Raw genomic sequence first — 17,531 nt, 5'->3', positions numbered from 1 at the left:
CGCGGCCACTCGACCGGCGAAACAGGCTAGTGCCGGGGATCCCCGGACGCCTGCGCAACGAGGTGCGGCAGCAGCTCGTCGAGCACGGCGAGACCATCCTTCACACCACCACGCGACCCGGGCAGGTTCACCACGATGGTCTGGCCCGCGACGCCGACGAGTCCGCGACTCAGGGCCGCCATCGGGGTCGATGCCATGCCCTTCGCGCGCAACGCCTCGGCAACGCCGGGCAGCTCGCGATCGAGGAGCGCGGCCGTCGCCTCCGGGGTCTGGTCGGTGGGGGAGACGCCCGTACCGCCGGTCGTGATGATCACGGCCGGGGCAGTAGCAACAACGCGAGCCAACTCCGCGGCGATCCCGGCATCCGGAACGACGCTGACCTCGTCGACCGCGTAGCCAGCAGAAACGAGCCATGACGCGATCACCGGCCCCGTCGTATCCGGCCGCTCACCACTGGCGCCCGTGGTCGACGCGACCACGACCGTCGCCGTACCCGGACGCACCGCGGCGGGAGGGATCACACCGTCCCGAGTCCAGTGACCACGCTTGCCGCCGGTCTTGCTCACCAGGCGGATGTCGCCCAGCACCGCCGCGGGATCCACCGCCTTGATCATGTCGTGCAGCGTGAGTCCCGCGACCGCCACCGCGGTGAGCGCCTCCATCTCGACGCCGGTGCGACCGAAGGTCTTCGCCGTCGCCTCGATCGCGATCGAATTCTCGGCCAGTTCGAACGACACCTTCACGGAGTTGAGGTTCAGCTGGTGGCAGAGCGGAATGAGCTCGGACGTCTTCTTCGCACCGTTGATGCCTGCGATCCGCGCGGTCGACAGCACATCCGCCTTCGGCATGCCGTCCGCGCGCACGAGCGCAACGACCTCCGCCGTGGTGGTGATGCGGCCGCCCGCGGTGGCGAAGCGGCTCGACTCGGCCTTGTCGCCAACATCCACCATCCGGGCCCTGCCGTCGGAATCGACATGCGATAGTTCGTTCATAGTGACCAGACTCTCACGGTCTCACCGGCGCCGAGTTCGGTGACCTCCGCGGGGATGTCGACGAGCACATCCGCCCTGGCCATGGCGGCGACGAGGTGTGAGCTGGGGCCGGAGACGAGTTCGACCGAGTCGCCTGCACCGAGCCGCCCGCGCAGGAACTGCCGCTTGCCCGCGACGGAGCGAAGCGCGGCCGCGAGCGTGCGTTCGCCCGTGACGCTCGCGCCCCGCCCGGCTGCCTCGAGCAGCAGTGGCCTCGCGAAGACCGCGAACGACACCTGCGTGCTGACCGGGTTTCCGGGAAAGCACAGCACGGGTACTCCGTTCACGACGGCGGTGGCCTGCGGTCCGCCGGGTTGCATGGCGACGTGTCCGACGGATGCCCCGAGGGGCCCCACGGTCTCGCGCACGACCTCGTACGCGCCCTCCGAGATACCGCCGGACGTGATGACCAGGTCGGCGAGCCCGGTCGCACGATCGAGGATGTCGCGAAAGACGGCGGTCTCGTCGCTGCTGCGCTCGGCGAGCACGAGTTCGGCGCCCGCTTCGATCACCGCCGCGGAGAGCGCCGTGAGGTTCGAGTCGAAGATCTGCCCAGGCTTCGGCGAGTCGCCCGGCGCGACGAGTTCGGCGCCCGTGCTGATCACGGCCACGCGAATGCTGCGGCGCACCGCCACGGTGGTGATTCCCGCCGCAGCGAGGGCGGCGAGATGGCGCGCCCCGAGCAGCTGCCCGGTGGGAAGCAGTTCCGCGCCCGCCGCGAGGTCGCTCGCTCTCTCCCGCACGAAATCTCCGGATGCCCGCCCCGCCAAAATCCGCACGGTCGCGCCCTCGAGCGGGTCGGGCCTGTTTCCCGGCTCGAGCTCCACGTCCTCGACCGGCACGACGCAGTCCGCCCCCTCCGGCACGACGGCGCCGGTCATGATCCTGGCCGCGGTGCCAGGAGCCAGCGCGGGCGGGCTCGCCGGACCGGCCGGAATGTCGCCCACCACGGGCAGGATCGCGGGAATCTGCGCCAGGTCGGCGGAACGCACGGCATAGCCGTCCATCTGCGAATTGCGGAAGAGCGGGAGGTCGATGGGGGAGCGCACCACCGAGGCCGTGACCCTGCCGAGCGCATCCGACAGCGGAAGCTCGACCGCTTCATCCGTCGCCCTCAGCGCCCAAGCAAGGAGCGTTCTGACGTGCTGAGCGTGTTCTTCGACCGAGGTCATTGCCGTCTTTCCTGCCGCGATGTCGGGAGATCCCCGCGGTTAAACCTTAGCCGCGCTAGATGTGCGCAAAAGCGGAATTAAAATGGCTGTGAAGGCGCAAAAGCGGACCCAGCACGGGTAATCTCGAGGCATGGCACAACATCGATTCAGAGTGAGCGAGGCCGCCGCGTTGCTCGGCGTGAGCGACGACACGGTGCGGCGCTGGGCCGAGTTCGGTCGGCTCACGCTCGTCAAGGGCGAGAACGGCCGCTCGCTCGTCGACGGGGTCGAACTCGCGGCGCTCGCACAGGCCAACGCTCTGGATGCTGCTTCCGAGGCGGGCGGATCGCGCAGCTCAGCAAGGAACCGGCTTCGCGGCATCGTCACCAAGGTCACCAAGGACACCGTGATGGCTCAGGTCGAGCTGCAGGCGGGGCCGTTCCGACTCGTGTCGCTCATGAGCCGCGAGGCCGTCGACCAGTTGCGGCTCGAGGTCGGATCGCTCGCCATCGCGAGCGTCAAGGCCACGACGGTCGTCATCGACCTGCCCGAACAGTAGGAGCAGCAGTGAGAATCCCGCGCGCAGCACTCGTGTCCGCGATGGTCGCCGCGACGCTGGGGCTCGCGGCGTGCAGCGCCAACGCTGTCCCGGCATCCGCCCCCGCTGCGAAGGCCTCGGCACTCTCGGGAACTCTCGTCGTCGACGCGGCCGCCTCCCTCACCGGAACCTTCCAGAAGCTGGGCGCTGAGTTCCACGCCGAGCATCCGGGCGTCACCGTAACCTTCAATTTCGGCGGCAGCTCGGCCCTCGCCGCGCAGATCGTCTCCGGAGCCCCCGCCGACGTCTTCGCCTCGGCGAGCCCGGCGACGATGAAGTCGGTCACGGATGCGGGTGCCGCGGCCACGGCGCCCGTCGTGTTCGTGCGCAATCGACTCGAGATCGCGGTACCGGCATCGAATCCCGGACACGTCACAGGCCTCAAAGACCTCGCCGATCCGGCAAAGAAGATCGCGCTGTGCGCACCCGAGGTGCCGTGCGGTGCCGCCGCGGTGACCGTGTTCACGAAGGCCGGACTCACCCCCGCCCCCGACACGCTGGAACCGGACGTGAAGGCGGCGCTCACGAAGGTGCAGCTGAACGAGGTGGATGCCGCCCTCGTTTACCGCACAGACGTCCAGGCCGCGGGTGACGGGATCAGTGGAATCTCCTTCCCGGAGGCGGACAGTGCGATCAACGACTACCTCATCGCGCCGCTGAAGGCCTCCACCCACAGGAAGCTCGCTGCGGCATTCGTCGCGTTCATCCTGGGCGACCACGGCAAGACCGTGCTCGGGGCGGCCGGCTTCGACCTTCCGAAGAGCCAGCAGTGACGACGGGCGCGAGCGACAGGCGCGGTTCCGGTATCCCGGGCGTGCTGTGGGTGCCCGCGGGTGTTGCCCTGTGCTTTCTCCTGCTGCCGCTCCTCGCGCTGATCGTGCGGGCGCCGTGGGCGACCCTTCCCGAGCAGTTGATGAATCCCGTGATCGGCTCCGCCCTTGTGCTCTCGCTCGTGAGCGCGCTCTCGGCCACGGCGCTGTGTCTCCTGCTCGGCATCCCGCTCGCCTGGGTACTGGCGCGCTCGCACGGCTGGGCGGCGGCGCCGAGACGCCTGCTGCGCGCGCTCGTGCTCGTGCCGCTCGTGCTGCCTCCCGTCGTCGGTGGCGTGGCGCTGCTGCTCCTCCTCGGCCGCAACGGACTCCTCGGCCGCTATCTCGATCAGTGGCTCGGCATCTCCATCCCGTTCACCACCCCCGCCGTCGTGATCGCGGAGGCCTTCGTGGCCATGCCCTTCCTCGTACTCGCGGTCGAGGGCGCCCTGCGAGGCGCCGATCGCAGGCTGGAGGACGTCGCGGCCACGCTCGGTGCCTCGCGCTGGTACATCTTCCGCCGGGTCACCCTGCCGCTCGTGCTGCCAGGCGTCGCCGCGGGCGCCGTGCTGTGCTTCGCGCGCGCCCTCGGTGAGTTCGGCGCCACCATCACCTTCGCCGGCAGCTTTCCCGGGGTCACGCAGACCATGCCGATTTCGGCATATCTCGCCATGCAGACGAATCCGGATGGCGCCATCGTGATCTCGCTCGTCCTGCTCGTCGTGTCTGTCGCGGTGCTCGCGAGCCTGCGAGACCGCTGGGTTTCGGGAGTCGCGGCGTGAGCGGCGACGGTCTGCTCGCTGACTTCACGGTCGAGCGACCCGGCTTCTCGCTCGCCCTGTCCCTGCAGGTTCCGACTGGGCGCACGGTTGCGCTGCTCGGACCGAACGGCGCGGGCAAATCGAGCGCGCTGCGTGCCATCGCCGGCCTGGTGCGCCCGGCCAGCGGCAGCATCCGGCTCGACGGAACGACCTTTGATGACCCGACCGTGCACCTCGATTCCGAGCGCAGGCGCGTGGGCTTTGTGTTTCAGGACTACCTGCTGTTCCCACACCTGAGCTCGCTCGAAAACGTGGCGTTCGGTCTGCGTGCCACGGGCGTGCCGAAAGAGGAGGCTCGCGATCGTGCGATGGCCTGGCTCGACCGGGTGGGCCTTGCTCGCTTCGCCGAGGCGCGGCCGGCGCAGCTCTCTGGTGGGCAGGCTCAGCGGGTGGCGCTCGCAAGGGCGCTCGTCGGCGAACCGCGCCTGCTGCTGCTCGACGAACCGCTCGCCGCCCTCGACGCCTCCGTGAAGGCGGAGCTCCGCACCGAGCTCGCGAGTCACCTGCGCGAGTACGACGGATGCGCGGTCGTCGTCACCCACGACGCGCTCGACGCGCTCGTGCTCGGCGACGAGCTCGTGGTGATCGAGAACGGCAGCGTCGTGCAGCGCGGTGCACCGCTCGACGTCGCGCGCGCGCCGCAGACGGACTACGTCGCGCGGCTCATGGGACTCAACCTCGTCGACGGCGAGGCCTTCGCCCCGAGTGCGGTCACGGTGCAGGCCGCGCCGGATGCCAACTCCCGCTGGCAGGGCACGGTCGCGAGCATCGAGCAGCAGCTCGACACGGTGCGGGTCACCGTGCGACTGGACTCGGCGCAGCAGATTCTCGCCGATCTCTCGGCGGCGGAGGTCGCCGAGCTGCGCCTCGCTCCGGCCGCCGGCGTGTGGCTGGCTGTTGGGCCTACGAAACGGTGACGTCGACGCTGTGCAGCCCGGTAGCGCCATCCGGAACGACGTCGGCGACCTTCGCCGTCTGAACGGTGCCGTTCGCGTCGGTCGCGCGCACGGTCAGCACGTGGTGGCCGGCGCGGGCCGGCCAGTCCCACTTCCACTGGCGCCAGGTGTCGGCCGAGATGGCGTCGGCCAGTTCCGCATCGTTCCACGGGCCGTCATCGACCCGCACCTGCACGGCGCTGATGCCGGTGTGCTGAGCCCAGGCGACCCCGGCGACCGTCGCGGTGCCGGCCTTGACCGGGCCGCCACCATCGCGCGGAACGTCGATGCGCGAGGACAGTTTCACCGGTCCGCGCTCGGACCAGCCGCGCTCGGTCCAGTAGGCGGAGTGCTGGGAGAAGGTCGTGACTTCGAGCCGGTTGACCCACTTTGTCGCAGAGACGTAGCCGTAGAGGCCGGGCACGACCATCCGCACCGGGTAGCCGTGCTCGAAGGGGAGTGGTTGGCCATTCATACCGAGGGCCAGGATCGCGTTGCGGTCGTCGGTGAGCACGGAGAGCGGTGTGCCCGCGGTGAAGCCGTCCACGCTGGTGGAGAGCACCATGTCGGCCTTCGGGTGCGGCCCCGCTCGCTTCAGCAGCTCCCTGATGGGGTAGCCGAGCCACTTCGCGTTACCGATCAGCTCGCCGCCGACGTAGTTCGAGACGCAGGCGAGCGTCGTGTAGCTCTCCTCCAGGGGAAGCGCCGCGAGTTCGTCGAAGGTGATGCTGACCTCCTCGTCGACCATCCCGACGATCTCGAGCTTCCACTCCTTCGGGTCGACCACGGGAACCTGCAGCGCGGTGTCGATGCGATAGAACTCGCGGTTTGGCGTCACGAGCGGCGAGAGCCCGCTCACCTCGAATGCCGTGCTGGGGGAGAGCGCGGATGCCGGGCTCGCGGCGGCGGGAAGCTTGAACGCGGTGCGCACCGTTTGCGTGGCGCGCTGGCCGGCGGTGAGCGCGCGACCGGCCACGATGGCGATGACGCCGAGCCCCGCGCTCGCGCTCGCGGCGACGAGGAAGGCGCGACGAGACTCGGATGTCGCTGGCGCCTCGCCGGCGCGATCGAGGCGTCTCGCCAGCATCCTCAGCACGAGCATGCCGACGACGATCGCGATGAGCGACGGGAGGGCGGCGAGTTGACCGGCATTCGCCCTGGTGACCGCCGCGACGATGCCCATGAGCCCGACGACCGCGATCAGCGCGCCGCCCCACGGCCTGCGCGCGCGCTCCAGGAGCCCGGCGAAGGCTGCGACGATGGCGACCAGAACGCCGAGGGTGATGAGCAGCACGAGCTTGTCGGCCGTGCCGAACAGGGCGATCACGGCATCCTTGACCCACCCAGGCACGAGATCGATCACGAGGGCACCCACGACGAGCAGTGGGCTCGCTGCCGGTGCGATGAGTGCCGCGACGAGCTCTGCCGCGCCGAGTCCCCCGATGACCGCAGTGAGGCCGATGGCACACCACAACCATCGGCGGGACGGCGGAGTGGCAGTGGAGGGCGGCGTCATGGTGTGCCCAGCATAGGTTCGCGGCGCTCCTCGAGCCTGCACGCGGGCCGAGAGAATCCTGCGCCTGAGCGGGGTGCGATCTCGGCGAGGTTAGGGTGAAGGCGTGAGCGCAGAGTACCTCGTTGCCGACCGGGGCGCGCGGAGCATCCGCGGAGTCCGCTCGCGTTCCACGCTCAACCGCGTGGCCGGTCTGCAATTGGGCGTCACTCGCCTGCCACACGCAGGTGCACGCGTGCCCGCACGCAGCTTCGTGCTCGTGCACGGCATCGGAGTCTCCTCCCGCTACTTCCGCCCCCTCGCCGCGGAGCTGGCGGCGGCCGGTGACGTCTTCCTCATCGACCTTCCGGGCTACGGCTTCACACCGAATCCGCATCGACGAGTGTCGATCCAGGAACACGCGGATGTCCTGGCCGGCTTCCTCGAGCTCGAGGGCATCCCCGACCCCGTCCTCGTCGGCCATTCGATGGGCACGCAGGTCGTCTCCCGCCTCGCGGTGGACCAGCCGGAGATCACCGACCGTCTGGTGCTGCTCGCGCCGACGACGAACCCCGCCGAGCGCACCCTGCCCACGCAACTGCGCCTGCTGCTCGCCGACCTGCCGGGGGAGTCGCCGGCGGCCAACCTCATCGTCGCCACCGACTACCTGTTCCGCTGCGGCATCCCGTACTTCCTGTCCCAGGTTCCGAATCTGCTCGACGACCACATGGAGGAGCGACTGCCCGGCGTGCAGGCGAAGACGCTCGTGGTGCGCGGCACGACCGACCCGATTGTGCCGCGCGACTGGGCCGCATCCGTGACCGCGCTCATACCGGATGCCGAACTACGCGAACTGCCCGGGGCGCACGTCATCATGTACTCCCGGCCGCGCGAGGTCGCGGCAATGATCGTCGAACACGGCTCCGCATGAGCGTCGCACGCTGGAGTTGGGTGTGGACGCTCGACCACGTGTATGCGGCCGGGGTGCAGCTGCACTACCTCGCCGATGCCGCGATTCCCGAGCGTTACGCCACGGGGGAGGCGCCTCCGGTCCTCTTGCTGCCCGGCGTGTATGAGAACTGGCAGTTTCTGAAGCCGATCGGGGACTTGCTGAACCGGCTCGGGCATCCGGTGCACGTCGTTCAAGAACTCGGCTACAACCGCAAGCCGATCGCCGACAGTGCGGAACTGGCCACTCGCATCCTCGTCGAGCGTGACCTTCGACACACGGTGATCGTGGGGCACAGCAAGGGCGGCATCATCGGCAAGCAGCTCATGGTGACGGATGCCGTGGCCGATCGCATAGACAGCATGGTCGCGATCAATTCCCCGTTTTCGGGCTCGCGCCTGGCCAGGTATGCTCCGGCGGCACCGTTGCGCGCGTTCCTGCCCACCAACGAGACGATTGCCACCCTCGCCGCGAATCTCGAGGCGAACTCCCGCATCACGTCGATCTTCAGCAGCTTCGATCCGGTGATTCCCGAGGGCAGCAGGCTCGAGGGTGCGAGGAACATCGAGCTGCAGTTGAGCGGACACTTTCGCCCGCTGAACGATCCGCGGCTCCTGGCCGCGGTGCGAGAAGCCGTCGGGGGTGCGACGGGTCCAGAATGAGGCCATGAGCACAAAGCCCGGAACACAGCAGGTCATGACGCGTGCGCAGCGCCTCGTGCTCGCGATCGCCATCCTCGCCTCATTCGTCGCGTTCCTCGACGGTTCGGTGATCAATGTGGCGCTGCCCGCGATCAGCCACGATCTTGGCGGCGGTCTGAGCATCCAGCAGTGGGTGGTGGACGCCTACCTCATCACGCTCGGCGCGCTCATCCTCGTCGCCGGTTCGCTCTCGGATGTCTTCGGACGCATCGTCGTGCTGCGCTGGGGCCTCGTCGGCTTCGGTGCGGCCTCACTGCTCTGTGGCATAGCTCCGAGTGGCGAATTCCTGGTGGTCGCTCGCGGCCTGCAGGGAATCGCGGGGGCACTGCTCGTTCCGAGTTCGCTCGCGATCATCATGTCGTCGTTCCGCGGCGCCGCCCAGGCCAGGGCGATCGGTCTGTGGACGGCATGGACGAGCGGCGCCTTCCTCGCCGGCCCGCTCATCGGCGGGCTGTTCGTCGACCTGCTCTCGTGGTGCCTGATCTTCGTGATCAACGTGCTGCCGATCGCGGTCGCGCTCTGGCTCCTCGCCGTGCTCAAGCAGAAGGATGCGCGCAAGCCGGGAGTGGCCATCGACTATGCGGGCGCCATCCTCGGAATCGTCGGCCTCGGAGGACCCGTCTTCGCCCTCATCGAGCAGGGCAATTACGGCTGGTCGAGCCCCGTTATCTACCTGCCGCTGGCCGTCGGCGTCGTCGCGCTCGCGGCCTTCCTCTGGCGGGAGCACACGGCGAAGCAGCCGATGATGCCGCTCGGCCTGTTCCGCGTGCGCAACTTCGGGATGGGCAATATCGCCACGGTTGCGATCTACGCGGCCCTTTCGATGGGTGGTCTGCTCGTCGTCGTGTTCCTCCAGCAGGTCGCGAACTATCCCGCCACGCTCGCCGGTCTCGCCATGATTCCCGTGTCGATTCTCAACATCGCCCTCTCGCCGGTCTTCGGCACGCTCGCCGGTCGCCACGGACCGCGACTGTTCATGACCATCGGGCCGATCATCGCCGGCATCGGCTACCTCCTGCTCATCCGCATCGACGAGACGGCCGATTACTGGACCCAGGTGCTGCCGGGCACCCTTGTCTTCGGCCTCGGGCTCTCGATCACCGTCGCGCCGCTCACAGCGGCGATCCTCGGTTCGATCGACGAGAGCCAGGCGGGCATCGGTTCCGCGATCAACAACGCTGTGTCGAGGGTCGCCGGTCTCGTCGCCGTCGCCATGCTCGGCATCATCATCGGCGCGAAGCTCGATGTGTCCGGTCTGCATCGCGGACTCGTGGTCACGGGAGCGCTGCTCATCGCGGGCGGCGTGATCTCGGCGTTCGGCATCCGGAATCTGCATGCCAGCGACCGGGCACCGATCGCGGATGCCCCCGCCGAGGCCGCGGCGGACTGATGCTCAGGCGAGCAGTCGTTCGCCGGCGAGGGCGAGTTCGGCCACATCGATCAGTGCGGCGAGGATGATCAGCTGGAACAGCAGTCGGCTCGGCGGTCGCGTGACGACGAGCGCGATGCCCGCCACCGCGATGGCGATTCCGATGGCAGCTCCCGCAAACTGTAGCCAGCCGACCGGCCCGCGTGGCCCCCGCAGTGCGACGACGGATGCCGCGGCGAGCACAAGATACGTCACGATCCCGCTCACCCGGCCTCCGAGCCGGTGCGGCAGCCCGCGCACGCCGGTGACCCTGTCATCCTCGAGGTCGGGCAGCACGTTGGCGAAGTGCGCGGCGACGCCGAGCAGTGCGCCGAGGGTCATTGCCCAGCCGGCGGCGACGCCCGGAGTCGGCAGCGCGAGGGTGGCGATCAGAGGAAGCAGCCCGAAGCTGAGAACATAGGGCAGAACCGAGAGTGCTGTGCTCTTAAGGCCGAGGTTGTAGCCCCACGCCGACAGGATGAAGACGGCGTGAGCGAGCGTCGCGGGCAGTCCCAGTGGCAGGGTGAGCGCGATAGCGACGGCCGCCGTCGCGAAGGCTGCGCCGCGCACCGCGCGAGTGGAGATCCACCCGCGAGCGACGGGCTTGTCCCGCCTGCCGACCGCAGCATCCCTCTCGGCATCCAGCCAGTCGTTGGAGAGGCCGACCGAGAACTGGTTCGCGAGCACGGCGAGACCGAGGAGCACGACGCGCCACGGCTCGAGGCCCACGGCCATGCCGAGCACCACCGCGACCACGGTGACGGCGATGGCCGGCCCGGGGTGCGTGGACAGCAGAAGCGACACGACTCCGTAGCGCGGCGCCGCATCCCGCGTCGATTTCGTGGTCATTACTACTGCTGACGTCCCACGATGCCCTCGCGCACTCGGCGAAGGTCCTCCAGCAGCGAGCCGACCAGGATCCAGTTTTCCGCACTCGGCTTCGCGACCACGAGCGGGGCGGTGAGCGCCGGAAGGTCAGCCGTGACCGGCGGCGGTTCAGAGTCGGGAGAGCCGCCTATGGGTCGGCGGGCGAGGAGCCGCAGATCGTGCGCCGCCCGCTCCATTTCGATCGCCATCGCACCGACCATGGGATCCGCCCCCAGGTTGTCGCTGTAGTGGTCGTGCACCGCTCGGGCCATGCCAAGTACCTGCGTCACGAGCGCGGTAAGCGAGGTCAAGAAGAGCCGGTCGTGCTCGAGCACCTCGCGGTGCCGGCCGCCGCGGGGATTGAAGCTCAGGCTCTCCTCGGCGCGGGAGACCTTATCCAGCGCGGCATCCCGCAGCGTGCGAAGCGCCCTCGCCTCCTCGAGCAGTGCCATTCGCTGCGCCGGTTTCTGCTTGACGCTCAGCGCATCCGAGAGGCCGTCGAGTACGGAGGCGACGCCACCCGCGAGCTTGGCGACCGCCTCGTGCGCGGGTTCGAGAAGCACGGGTGGAACGATCGCGACGTTCACGAGCAGGGCCACGACGGCACCGATGATGGTCTCGATGATGCGATTTGCCGCGTAATCGGGAGTCTGCGCGCCGATCGAGAGCACGAGCATCGCGCTGATGGGGATCTGATTGGTCGAGCCGGGCCCGAGCCTCAGAGCCCAGGCGATGAGCAGCGAGATCACGATGACGGCGAGCACGATCCAGCTCGACGAGCCGAACAACAGCCCCATCCCATAGGCGAGTGCGACGCCCGCGATGACGCCGATGCTGCGCTCGACGCCCTTGGTGAGGGACTGGTTCACGCTCGGTTGCACGACGAGCAGTGCCGCGATGGCGGCGAAGATGGGGAACGGCTGGCCGAGCAGCAGGTTACAGAGAAGCCAGGATGCGATCGCCGCGATCGACGTCTTGAACACCTGGAGGAGGGGGCTGCGTGACGAGGTCTGCAGGATCGTGGTCAACCGCACTGGTCAAGCGTAGCCCGCGGGCGAAGCGGCGCGTCTGGGAGGACGAACCCGCGCTACTTGGTCGGAAGCTGGATGCCGTCGAGGTCGGTCGGGATCGGGAGCACGACGACGGGACCGCTCTCGGCCGGAAGCAGCGGTGCCGGCGCCGCGGTCGCGATGGAGGCGTTGCCGAGGGCGATGCTCACGAGGAGCGCACTCAGCAGAACACCGGTTGCCGAGACTGCGCTCGCCGAGGCGTTCAGACCGTTCAAATGCCCGGCGAGCCGCTGGCGTCGCACATAGAGTGCGATGCCAGCGAGCACCGCCGTGGCAATGATGATCGTCACAACGATCGGCAGGATGACCGCGTTAGTGCCCTGGGGGAGGGCCGCAAGCACAGCGTGCATCAGCAGGCTGTTCCTTTCGGGTAAGGAACGTTCCCGTCGGGTACGAGAACTTTGTGCGCCACTGTCCTGTAAATGCTGTCCGCATTTAGGGGGACAGACAGGGGAGCAGTAAGAAAGCTACCAGCGGTTATCCAGCAGGTCAAGCACCGCGCCGCCCCCTTTCGGGGAATGTGGCGAAACCGCCGAAGTCAGTCGTCAGACTTCGGGAGTGTGCTCGAGATGGCATCGGCGGCACGCACGAGCGCCAGGTGCGACAGCGCCTGCGGAGTATTACCCACCTGCCGCTTGCTCGTGACGTCGTATTCCTCGCTCAGGAGGCCCACGTCGTTGCAGAACGAGACGAGCCGATCCATCAGCATCGTCGCGTCGACGATGCGACCGCTGAGCGCATACTGCTCAACCAGCCAGAAGGAGCAGGCCAGGAACGGATGCTCGCCCGGCGGCAGCCCGTCAACATCGGTCTCCGTGCGGTAGCGCAGCAGAAGGCCGTCTCGCAGCAGTTCTTCTTCTATCGCGGCGACCGTGCCGAGCATCCGTGGGTCGTCGGGCCGCACGTAGCCGATTTGCGAGAGCTGCAACAGCGAGGCGTCGACGTTCTTACTGCCGAAGTATTGGGTGTAGGTGTTGCGCTTGTGATCGAAGCCCTTGAGCTCGATCTCGTCGCGCACCTGGTCCCGGATGGACTCCCAGCGTTCCACGGGGCCGTCCAGCCCGAAGTCGCGCACGGCCTTCACCGCGCAGTCGAAGGCCGCCCAGATCATGGCGCGGGAGTGCGTGAAGTGTCGCAGCTTGCCGCGGATCTCCCAGATGCCATTGTCTGGCCGCTGCCAGTTGTCTTCGATGTAGCTCATCAGGGCGCGCTGCAGCGGCCAGGAGAACTCGGTCTCCTCGAGTCCCTTTTCCCTCGCGGCCTGAAGGCCGAGCATGACCTCGCCGAAGACGTCGCCCTGGTACTGGCTGAAGGCATCGTTGCCGATCCGCACCGGCGCCGAGCCCTCGTAGCCCGGCAGGCTCTCCTGCACGGTCTCCGTCAGGCGCCGTTCACCGCTCAGCCCGTACATGATCTGCACGTCGGCGGGATCTCCCGCCACCGCGCGCAGCAGCCAGTTGCGCCACGCCGGTGCCTCGTCGCCCGCGCCGTGGTTGAGCAGAACGTGCAGGGTCTGCGAGGCGTCTCGCAGCCAGACGTAGCGGTAGTCCCAGTTGCGGGTGCCGCCGAAGTCCTCGGGAAGGCTGGTCGTGGCGGCCGCGACGATGCCGCCAGTGTCTTCATGGGTCAGTGCCCTCAGCACGAGGAGCGAGCGGCGAACCTGTTCTTCGTAGACCGGCGATGGCGTGGTCGCCGCGGTCCAGTCGTGCCACCACTTCTTCGTCCTGCGCAGGCCCGCCTCCATGTCGGGGCGCGACGGCGGCTCGCGATGCGATGGGTACCAGGTCATCGAGAGGTCGACGGTCTCGCCCTCCTTCACGGTGAAGGTGGAGGTGTGCGAGTGGTCGGAGGCGTGCAGCTTCGGACCGCGCATGATGATCGCATCCGGCCCCGCGACCGCAATGAGCGCGTTGTCCTTCCTCTCCGGCACCTGGCGCACCCACGGCACCGCATCGCCATAACCGAACCGGATGCGCAGGTCCTGCTCCATCTCGACGCTTCCGGAGATGCCGACGACTCGTCGCGCGAGATCCGCCCGGCGGTCGCCGTACGGCATGAATTCGGTCACCTCGACCTCACCCGTCGGAGTCACCCAGCGGGTCACGAGAATGAACGTCCCCTCGACGTAATGTCGGTTCGACTCCACCTCGTCTCCCGTGGGGGCGAGTCTCCAGCGACCGTGTTCTGCATCCCCGAGGAGGGCGCCGAACACGGAGGGGGAGTCGAAGCGGGGAAGGCAGAGCCAGTCGATGCTCCCGTCGTTGCCGACGAGAGCAGCGGTGTGGCAGTCGCCGATCAGTGCGTAATCCTCGATCTTCAGAGACATCTGTAAAGTGTCACAGCTATTCTGCAAAGATGGCTGACCGCATAGGGACCCTCATCATTCTGGGCGCGAGTGGCGACCTAGCCCAGAGGCTTCTTCTCCCGGGGCTCGGCGAACTTCTCGACAGCGGCCGCGGCGGTGACCTGCAGCTGCTCGGCGTCGGGCAGGACGCGATGACGGATGCGGCCTGGCGCAAGCGAGTGGCGGCCTCCTTCAAGGCCGGCCACGCACGCGGCTCCCGCTCCGCCGCCGTGGCCTCGGCGTCCCACTATCTGCAGGCCGACGTGACCAACCCGGATGACCTCCGCCGCATTCTCGAGGCGAGCCACGGCACGCCCGCGCTCTACTTCGCACTGCCGCCGCAAGTCACCATCGCCGCCTGCTCCGCGCTCGGCGACGTGGACCTCCCGAAGGGCACCGTGTTCGCCCTGGAGAAGCCGTTCGGCACCGATCTGAAGAGCGCGGAGGCGCTCAACCGCCAGCTTCTGACGCTCATCCCGGAGCAGGACATCCATCGGGTCGATCATTTTCTCGGGAAGTCGACCGTGTTGAACCTGCTCGGCCTGCGCTTTGCGAATCGCATCTTCGAGCAGCTGTGGAACGCCGACAATGTCGAGCGCGTCGAGATCGTGTTCGACGAGCAACTCGCGCTCGAGGGCAGGGCCGGATACTACGACAGGGCGGGCGCACTGATCGACATGATCCAGAGCCACCTGCTCCTGGTGCTCGCGATCGTCGCGATGGAACCGCCGTCAAGCATCGACGCGGACGACCTGCGAGGCGCGATCGCGCAGGCGCTGCGGGCCACGAGGGCGTGGGGCGGCGACCCCGCCGCGGCGAGCCGCAGGGCGCGCTACACGGCGGGAAAGATCGGCGACCGCGCGATTCCCTCGTACGCGAAGGAAAAGGGCGTCGACCCCTCGCTCGAGACCGAGACGCTCGTCGAGATCACGCTCGGGATCGAGAACTGGCGCTGGGCAGGTGTTCCGTTCGTGCTGCGCTCCGGCAAGGCGCTCGCGCGTAAGCGGCAGGAAATCGTGGTGACGTTCAAGGACGTGCCGCACCTGCCGACCGGGCTCAGCGGCCATCCCGCCCCGGCGGAGTTGCGCATCTCGCTTGCGCCCGAGGGACTGAGCTTCGACCTGAACATCAATGGTGAGGGCAATCCCTTCACGCTCGATCGGGTCACTGTGGATGCCGATTTCGGGAGCGGTGAACTGATTCCCTACGGAGAGGTGCTGGCCGGCATCCTGTCGGCCGACCCGACGCTCTCGGTGCGCGACGATGCCGTGGAGCAGTGCTGGCGCATCGTGACGCCCATCCTCGCCGCTTGGAAGAAGGGTGACGTGGCGCTCGACAGCTATGCAGCTGGCTCGGACGGGCCGAGGAACTGGTAGCGGGTCACCTGGTAGCGCCCAACAGGTATCGCCCAACCGGTGTCCCTCAGGGAGCGAGGATGCCGGCCTCGCTGAGCTGGTCGGCGAGGCTCGCGCCATCCGGTCCATAGATCCAGCGGATGCCGTGCTTCTCACCCTGCTCCTCGGCACGGCTGCGACCACCCGCGAGCACGGCCTCGCTGTTCGACAACTGACGGATGGCGACGGCCTCGACGCTGGGCAGGCACTCGCTCGCGAAGGTGTCGTAGAGCGACTCGTCGTGCTGACCGTCATCACCGATGAGCAGCCACCTGATGTTAGGGAACTCTCCTGCAAGCCGGGCGAGGCTCTCGGCCTTGTGCGCCTGACCGCTGCGGAACCACCGGTCGTGGGTCGGCCCCCAGTCGGTGAGAAGCAGCGGCCCGGCAGGAAAGAGATTTCTCGAGAGGAAGCGGCTGAGCGTCGGAGCGACATTCCAGGCGCCCGTGGAGAGGTAGATGACCGGCGCGCCCGGATGAGCGCGGAGCAATCGCTCGTAGAGCACGCCCATGCCGGGCACGGGTCGCCGGGCGTGCTCGTCGAGCACGAAGGTGTTCCACGCGGCGAGCAGCGGGCGGGGGAGCGCCGTGACCATCACGGTGTCATCCACGTCGGAGATCATCCCGAATCGCACGGCCGGATCGACGATGAACACGGGTGCCTCGACGGGCGCAGAGTCCTCGGTGCGCAGCGTGATGGTGTGCCAACCGGGGGTGAGGTCACAGGTGAGCACCTCGTCCACCACGCCGCCGCGGTCGGCCGTGACGACCTGTTCGACATCGCCGATCGTGACGGTAACCGCGACATCGTTGACGGGAACGCTCGTGAAGCTGCGCCATCCGCGAATCTTCTTGTACCGCACGTCCTCGGCGCCCGGCTTGGCGAGCAACACCCGGCAGAGCACCCTGCTCCAGCCGGGGGCGCCGTAACCGGTGTAGGCGATGACCACCGGGGTCAGTCCGCGCTTGCGCGCGCGCTTCTCGCGGAAGCGGTGGAAGGAGTCTTCGATTCGCGCGGCGAGATGGATGATGGGCTCTGTTTCGGTCTCGGTTGTGCGCCCGCGGGCGGACACTCTGCGGGACCTGGCCATCCCTAGAGTCTTTCACGATTGTGTGCGGGAGTCCTCCGGGGCCTTTCAGGGTGCCTCAATCAATCCCGTAACCGCGGGCTGCAGCCACGCGGGCGACGTCAAATATGGAAGATCTTTACATGTATTCCGGTGTGGGAACTGACGCCCCCGTTGCGGGGGCAGGATAGAATTGTCGTCAGTCGAAAGGGAGTCGCAAATGGTTGCACACCACGTGGTTGACGCGTTGCCTGCGGGTGCCACTCTGCTCAGGAATGAGCCGGTACAGGCGAGGAGCACCGCGCGACTCACCGCGCTTCTGGATGCCGCCGCCTCGGTGATCGGCGAGATCGGCTACGAGCGTCTCACGACGGCAATGGTCGCCGAGCGTGCCGGCGCTTCCATCGGCACCGTGTACCGCTACTTCCCCGACCGCATCGCCGTTCTGCAGAGCCTCAGTGCGCGCAATCTGAACGAGTTCACCTCGCGCGGTCTCGCCGGGGCGAGCGACTCGGCCGTCACGGGCTGGGCCCGGGCCGTCGAAGCCGCGGTGGACGGCATCGCGGCCTTCTTTCGCGACGAGCCGGGCTTCAAGTCCCTTCGCTTCGGAGACGTGCTCGATGTTCGACCGCGTGCTCAGGGATCGACCGGCAATGGCACCGTTGCGAGCCAACTTGCCGCCATCCTGAGCGATCGCTTCGACCTTAAAGACGATGCGCAGCTGCGGTTTCGGGTGGAGGTCGCGCTCGAGCTTGCGGACGCCCTGCTGGCCCGCGCCTTCGCGTTCGGCGACGGTGACAAGAAGTTCATCGACGAGGCCCGCAAGGTGGCCGTTGACTACCTCGCGGGGTACTACTCCCGCTAAGCCGGTCGTCGCGATCGCTGCATCGCGATC

17 protein-coding genes are annotated in these 17,531 nt (G+C 68.1%); 9 read left to right on the top strand and 8 right to left on the bottom strand.

Annotated features, from left to right (window positions below; translation table 11 throughout):
• Nucleotides 1-26 precede the first annotated feature (26 nt).
• Nucleotides 27-992, bottom strand: coding sequence for a bifunctional molybdenum cofactor biosynthesis protein MoaC/MoaB (gene moaCB, locus ABUA37_RS00170; protein WP_349897083.1), 966 nt, complete (start codon nt 990-992; stop codon nt 27-29).
• Entirely contained in the window at nt 989-2,203 is a 1,215-nt protein-coding gene (locus tag ABUA37_RS00165) for a molybdopterin molybdotransferase MoeA (protein ID WP_349897082.1), read from the bottom strand. Before ABUA37_RS00165 ends, moaCB begins: the two co-directional genes overlap by 4 nt.
• Nucleotides 2,204-2,333: 130 nt before the next feature.
• Here ABUA37_RS00165 and ABUA37_RS00160 point away from each other — a divergent pair, with 130 nt between their 5' ends.
• The 4 genes from ABUA37_RS00160 to ABUA37_RS00145 are packed head-to-tail and all read left to right on the top strand — an operon-like array spanning nt 2,334 to nt 5,327.
• Nucleotides 2,334-2,741, top strand: coding sequence for a TOBE domain-containing protein (locus tag ABUA37_RS00160; protein WP_349897081.1), 408 nt, complete (start codon nt 2,334-2,336; stop codon nt 2,739-2,741).
• 8 nt (nt 2,742-2,749) lie between these two features.
• Complete coding sequence (modA, locus tag ABUA37_RS00155) at nt 2,750-3,553, top strand: molybdate ABC transporter substrate-binding protein (RefSeq protein WP_349897080.1); 804 nt, start codon at nt 2,750-2,752, stop codon at nt 3,551-3,553.
• Nucleotides 3,550-4,371, top strand: a complete 822-nt coding sequence (gene modB, locus ABUA37_RS00150) for a molybdate ABC transporter permease subunit (RefSeq protein ID WP_349897079.1) — start codon at nt 3,550-3,552, stop codon at nt 4,369-4,371. The genes modA and modB overlap by 4 nt, the downstream gene beginning before the upstream one ends.
• Complete coding sequence (locus tag ABUA37_RS00145; RefSeq protein ID WP_349897078.1) at nt 4,368-5,327, top strand: ABC transporter ATP-binding protein; 960 nt, start codon at nt 4,368-4,370, stop codon at nt 5,325-5,327. The genes modB and ABUA37_RS00145 overlap by 4 nt, the downstream gene beginning before the upstream one ends.
• Here the strand turns inward: ABUA37_RS00145 and ABUA37_RS00140 are convergent.
• Nucleotides 5,314-6,861 carry a molybdopterin-dependent oxidoreductase gene (locus ABUA37_RS00140; protein WP_349897077.1) on the bottom strand — a complete coding sequence of 516 codons (1,548 nt, stop codon included), beginning with the start codon at nt 6,859-6,861 and terminating at the stop codon, nt 5,314-5,316. The genes ABUA37_RS00145 and ABUA37_RS00140 overlap by 14 nt on opposite strands.
• Before the next feature lie 103 nt (nt 6,862-6,964).
• Here ABUA37_RS00140 and ABUA37_RS00135 point away from each other — a divergent pair, with 103 nt between their 5' ends.
• From ABUA37_RS00135 to ABUA37_RS00125, 3 genes are read left to right on the top strand one after another with little or no spacing between them, the layout of a single operon-like run.
• On the top strand, nt 6,965-7,768 hold the full coding sequence (locus ABUA37_RS00135; RefSeq protein WP_349897076.1) for an alpha/beta fold hydrolase: 804 nt from the start codon (nt 6,965-6,967) through the stop codon (nt 7,766-7,768).
• Complete coding sequence (locus ABUA37_RS00130) at nt 7,765-8,448, top strand: esterase/lipase family protein (RefSeq protein WP_349897075.1); 684 nt, start codon at nt 7,765-7,767, stop codon at nt 8,446-8,448. Before ABUA37_RS00135 ends, ABUA37_RS00130 begins: the two co-directional genes overlap by 4 nt.
• A gap of 4 nt (nt 8,449-8,452) precedes the next feature.
• Nucleotides 8,453-9,877 carry an MFS transporter gene (locus tag ABUA37_RS00125; protein ID WP_349897074.1) on the top strand — a complete coding sequence of 475 codons (1,425 nt, stop codon included), beginning with the start codon at nt 8,453-8,455 and terminating at the stop codon, nt 9,875-9,877.
• A gap of 3 nt (nt 9,878-9,880) precedes the next feature.
• On the opposite strand, the gene ABUA37_RS00120 is transcribed toward ABUA37_RS00125, so the two are convergent.
• The 4 genes from ABUA37_RS00120 to ABUA37_RS00105 all read right to left on the bottom strand — a co-directional run bounded on the left by ABUA37_RS00120 (nt 9,881) and on the right by ABUA37_RS00105 (nt 14,158).
• Complete coding sequence (locus tag ABUA37_RS00120) at nt 9,881-10,744, bottom strand: UbiA family prenyltransferase (protein WP_349897073.1); 864 nt, start codon at nt 10,742-10,744, stop codon at nt 9,881-9,883.
• A gap of 2 nt (nt 10,745-10,746) precedes the next feature.
• The gene (locus ABUA37_RS00115) at nt 10,747-11,796 is read right to left on the bottom strand and encodes an FUSC family protein (protein ID WP_349897072.1); all 1,050 of its coding nucleotides are present in this window, start codon (nt 11,794-11,796) and stop codon (nt 10,747-10,749) included.
• A 53-nt stretch (nt 11,797-11,849) separates the two neighbouring features.
• Nucleotides 11,850-12,182: a hypothetical protein gene (locus ABUA37_RS00110; protein ID WP_349897071.1), complete on the bottom strand. Its 333-nt coding sequence runs from the start codon at nt 12,180-12,182 to the stop codon at nt 11,850-11,852.
• A gap of 188 nt (nt 12,183-12,370) precedes the next feature.
• Nucleotides 12,371-14,158 (bottom strand): glycoside hydrolase family 15 protein, encoded by a 1,788-nt coding sequence (locus ABUA37_RS00105; RefSeq protein ID WP_349897070.1) that lies wholly within the window; start codon nt 14,156-14,158, stop codon nt 12,371-12,373.
• 29 nt (nt 14,159-14,187) lie between these two features.
• On the opposite strand from ABUA37_RS00105, the gene ABUA37_RS00100 reads away from it, so the two are divergent.
• Nucleotides 14,188-15,552, top strand: coding sequence for a glucose-6-phosphate dehydrogenase (locus ABUA37_RS00100; RefSeq protein ID WP_349897069.1), 1,365 nt, complete (start codon nt 14,188-14,190; stop codon nt 15,550-15,552).
• Nucleotides 15,553-15,598: 46 nt separating this feature from the next.
• On the opposite strand, the gene ABUA37_RS00095 is transcribed toward ABUA37_RS00100, so the two are convergent.
• The gene (locus ABUA37_RS00095) at nt 15,599-16,660 is read right to left on the bottom strand and encodes an App1 family protein (protein ID WP_349897068.1); all 1,062 of its coding nucleotides are present in this window, start codon (nt 16,658-16,660) and stop codon (nt 15,599-15,601) included.
• Nucleotides 16,661-16,856: 196 nt separating this feature from the next.
• On the opposite strand from ABUA37_RS00095, the gene ABUA37_RS00090 reads away from it, so the two are divergent.
• Nucleotides 16,857-17,501: a TetR/AcrR family transcriptional regulator gene (locus tag ABUA37_RS00090; protein WP_349897067.1), complete on the top strand. Its 645-nt coding sequence runs from the start codon at nt 16,857-16,859 to the stop codon at nt 17,499-17,501.
• Nucleotides 17,502-17,531: the final 30 nt, after the last annotated feature.

This window comes from Parafrigoribacterium soli, assembly GCF_040227235.1.
GTDB lineage: Bacteria > Actinomycetota > Actinomycetes > Actinomycetales > Microbacteriaceae > Parafrigoribacterium_A > Parafrigoribacterium_A soli.
The sequence above is the reverse complement of the archived record's forward strand: the minus strand, read 5'-3'. Positions and strand labels throughout refer to the sequence as shown.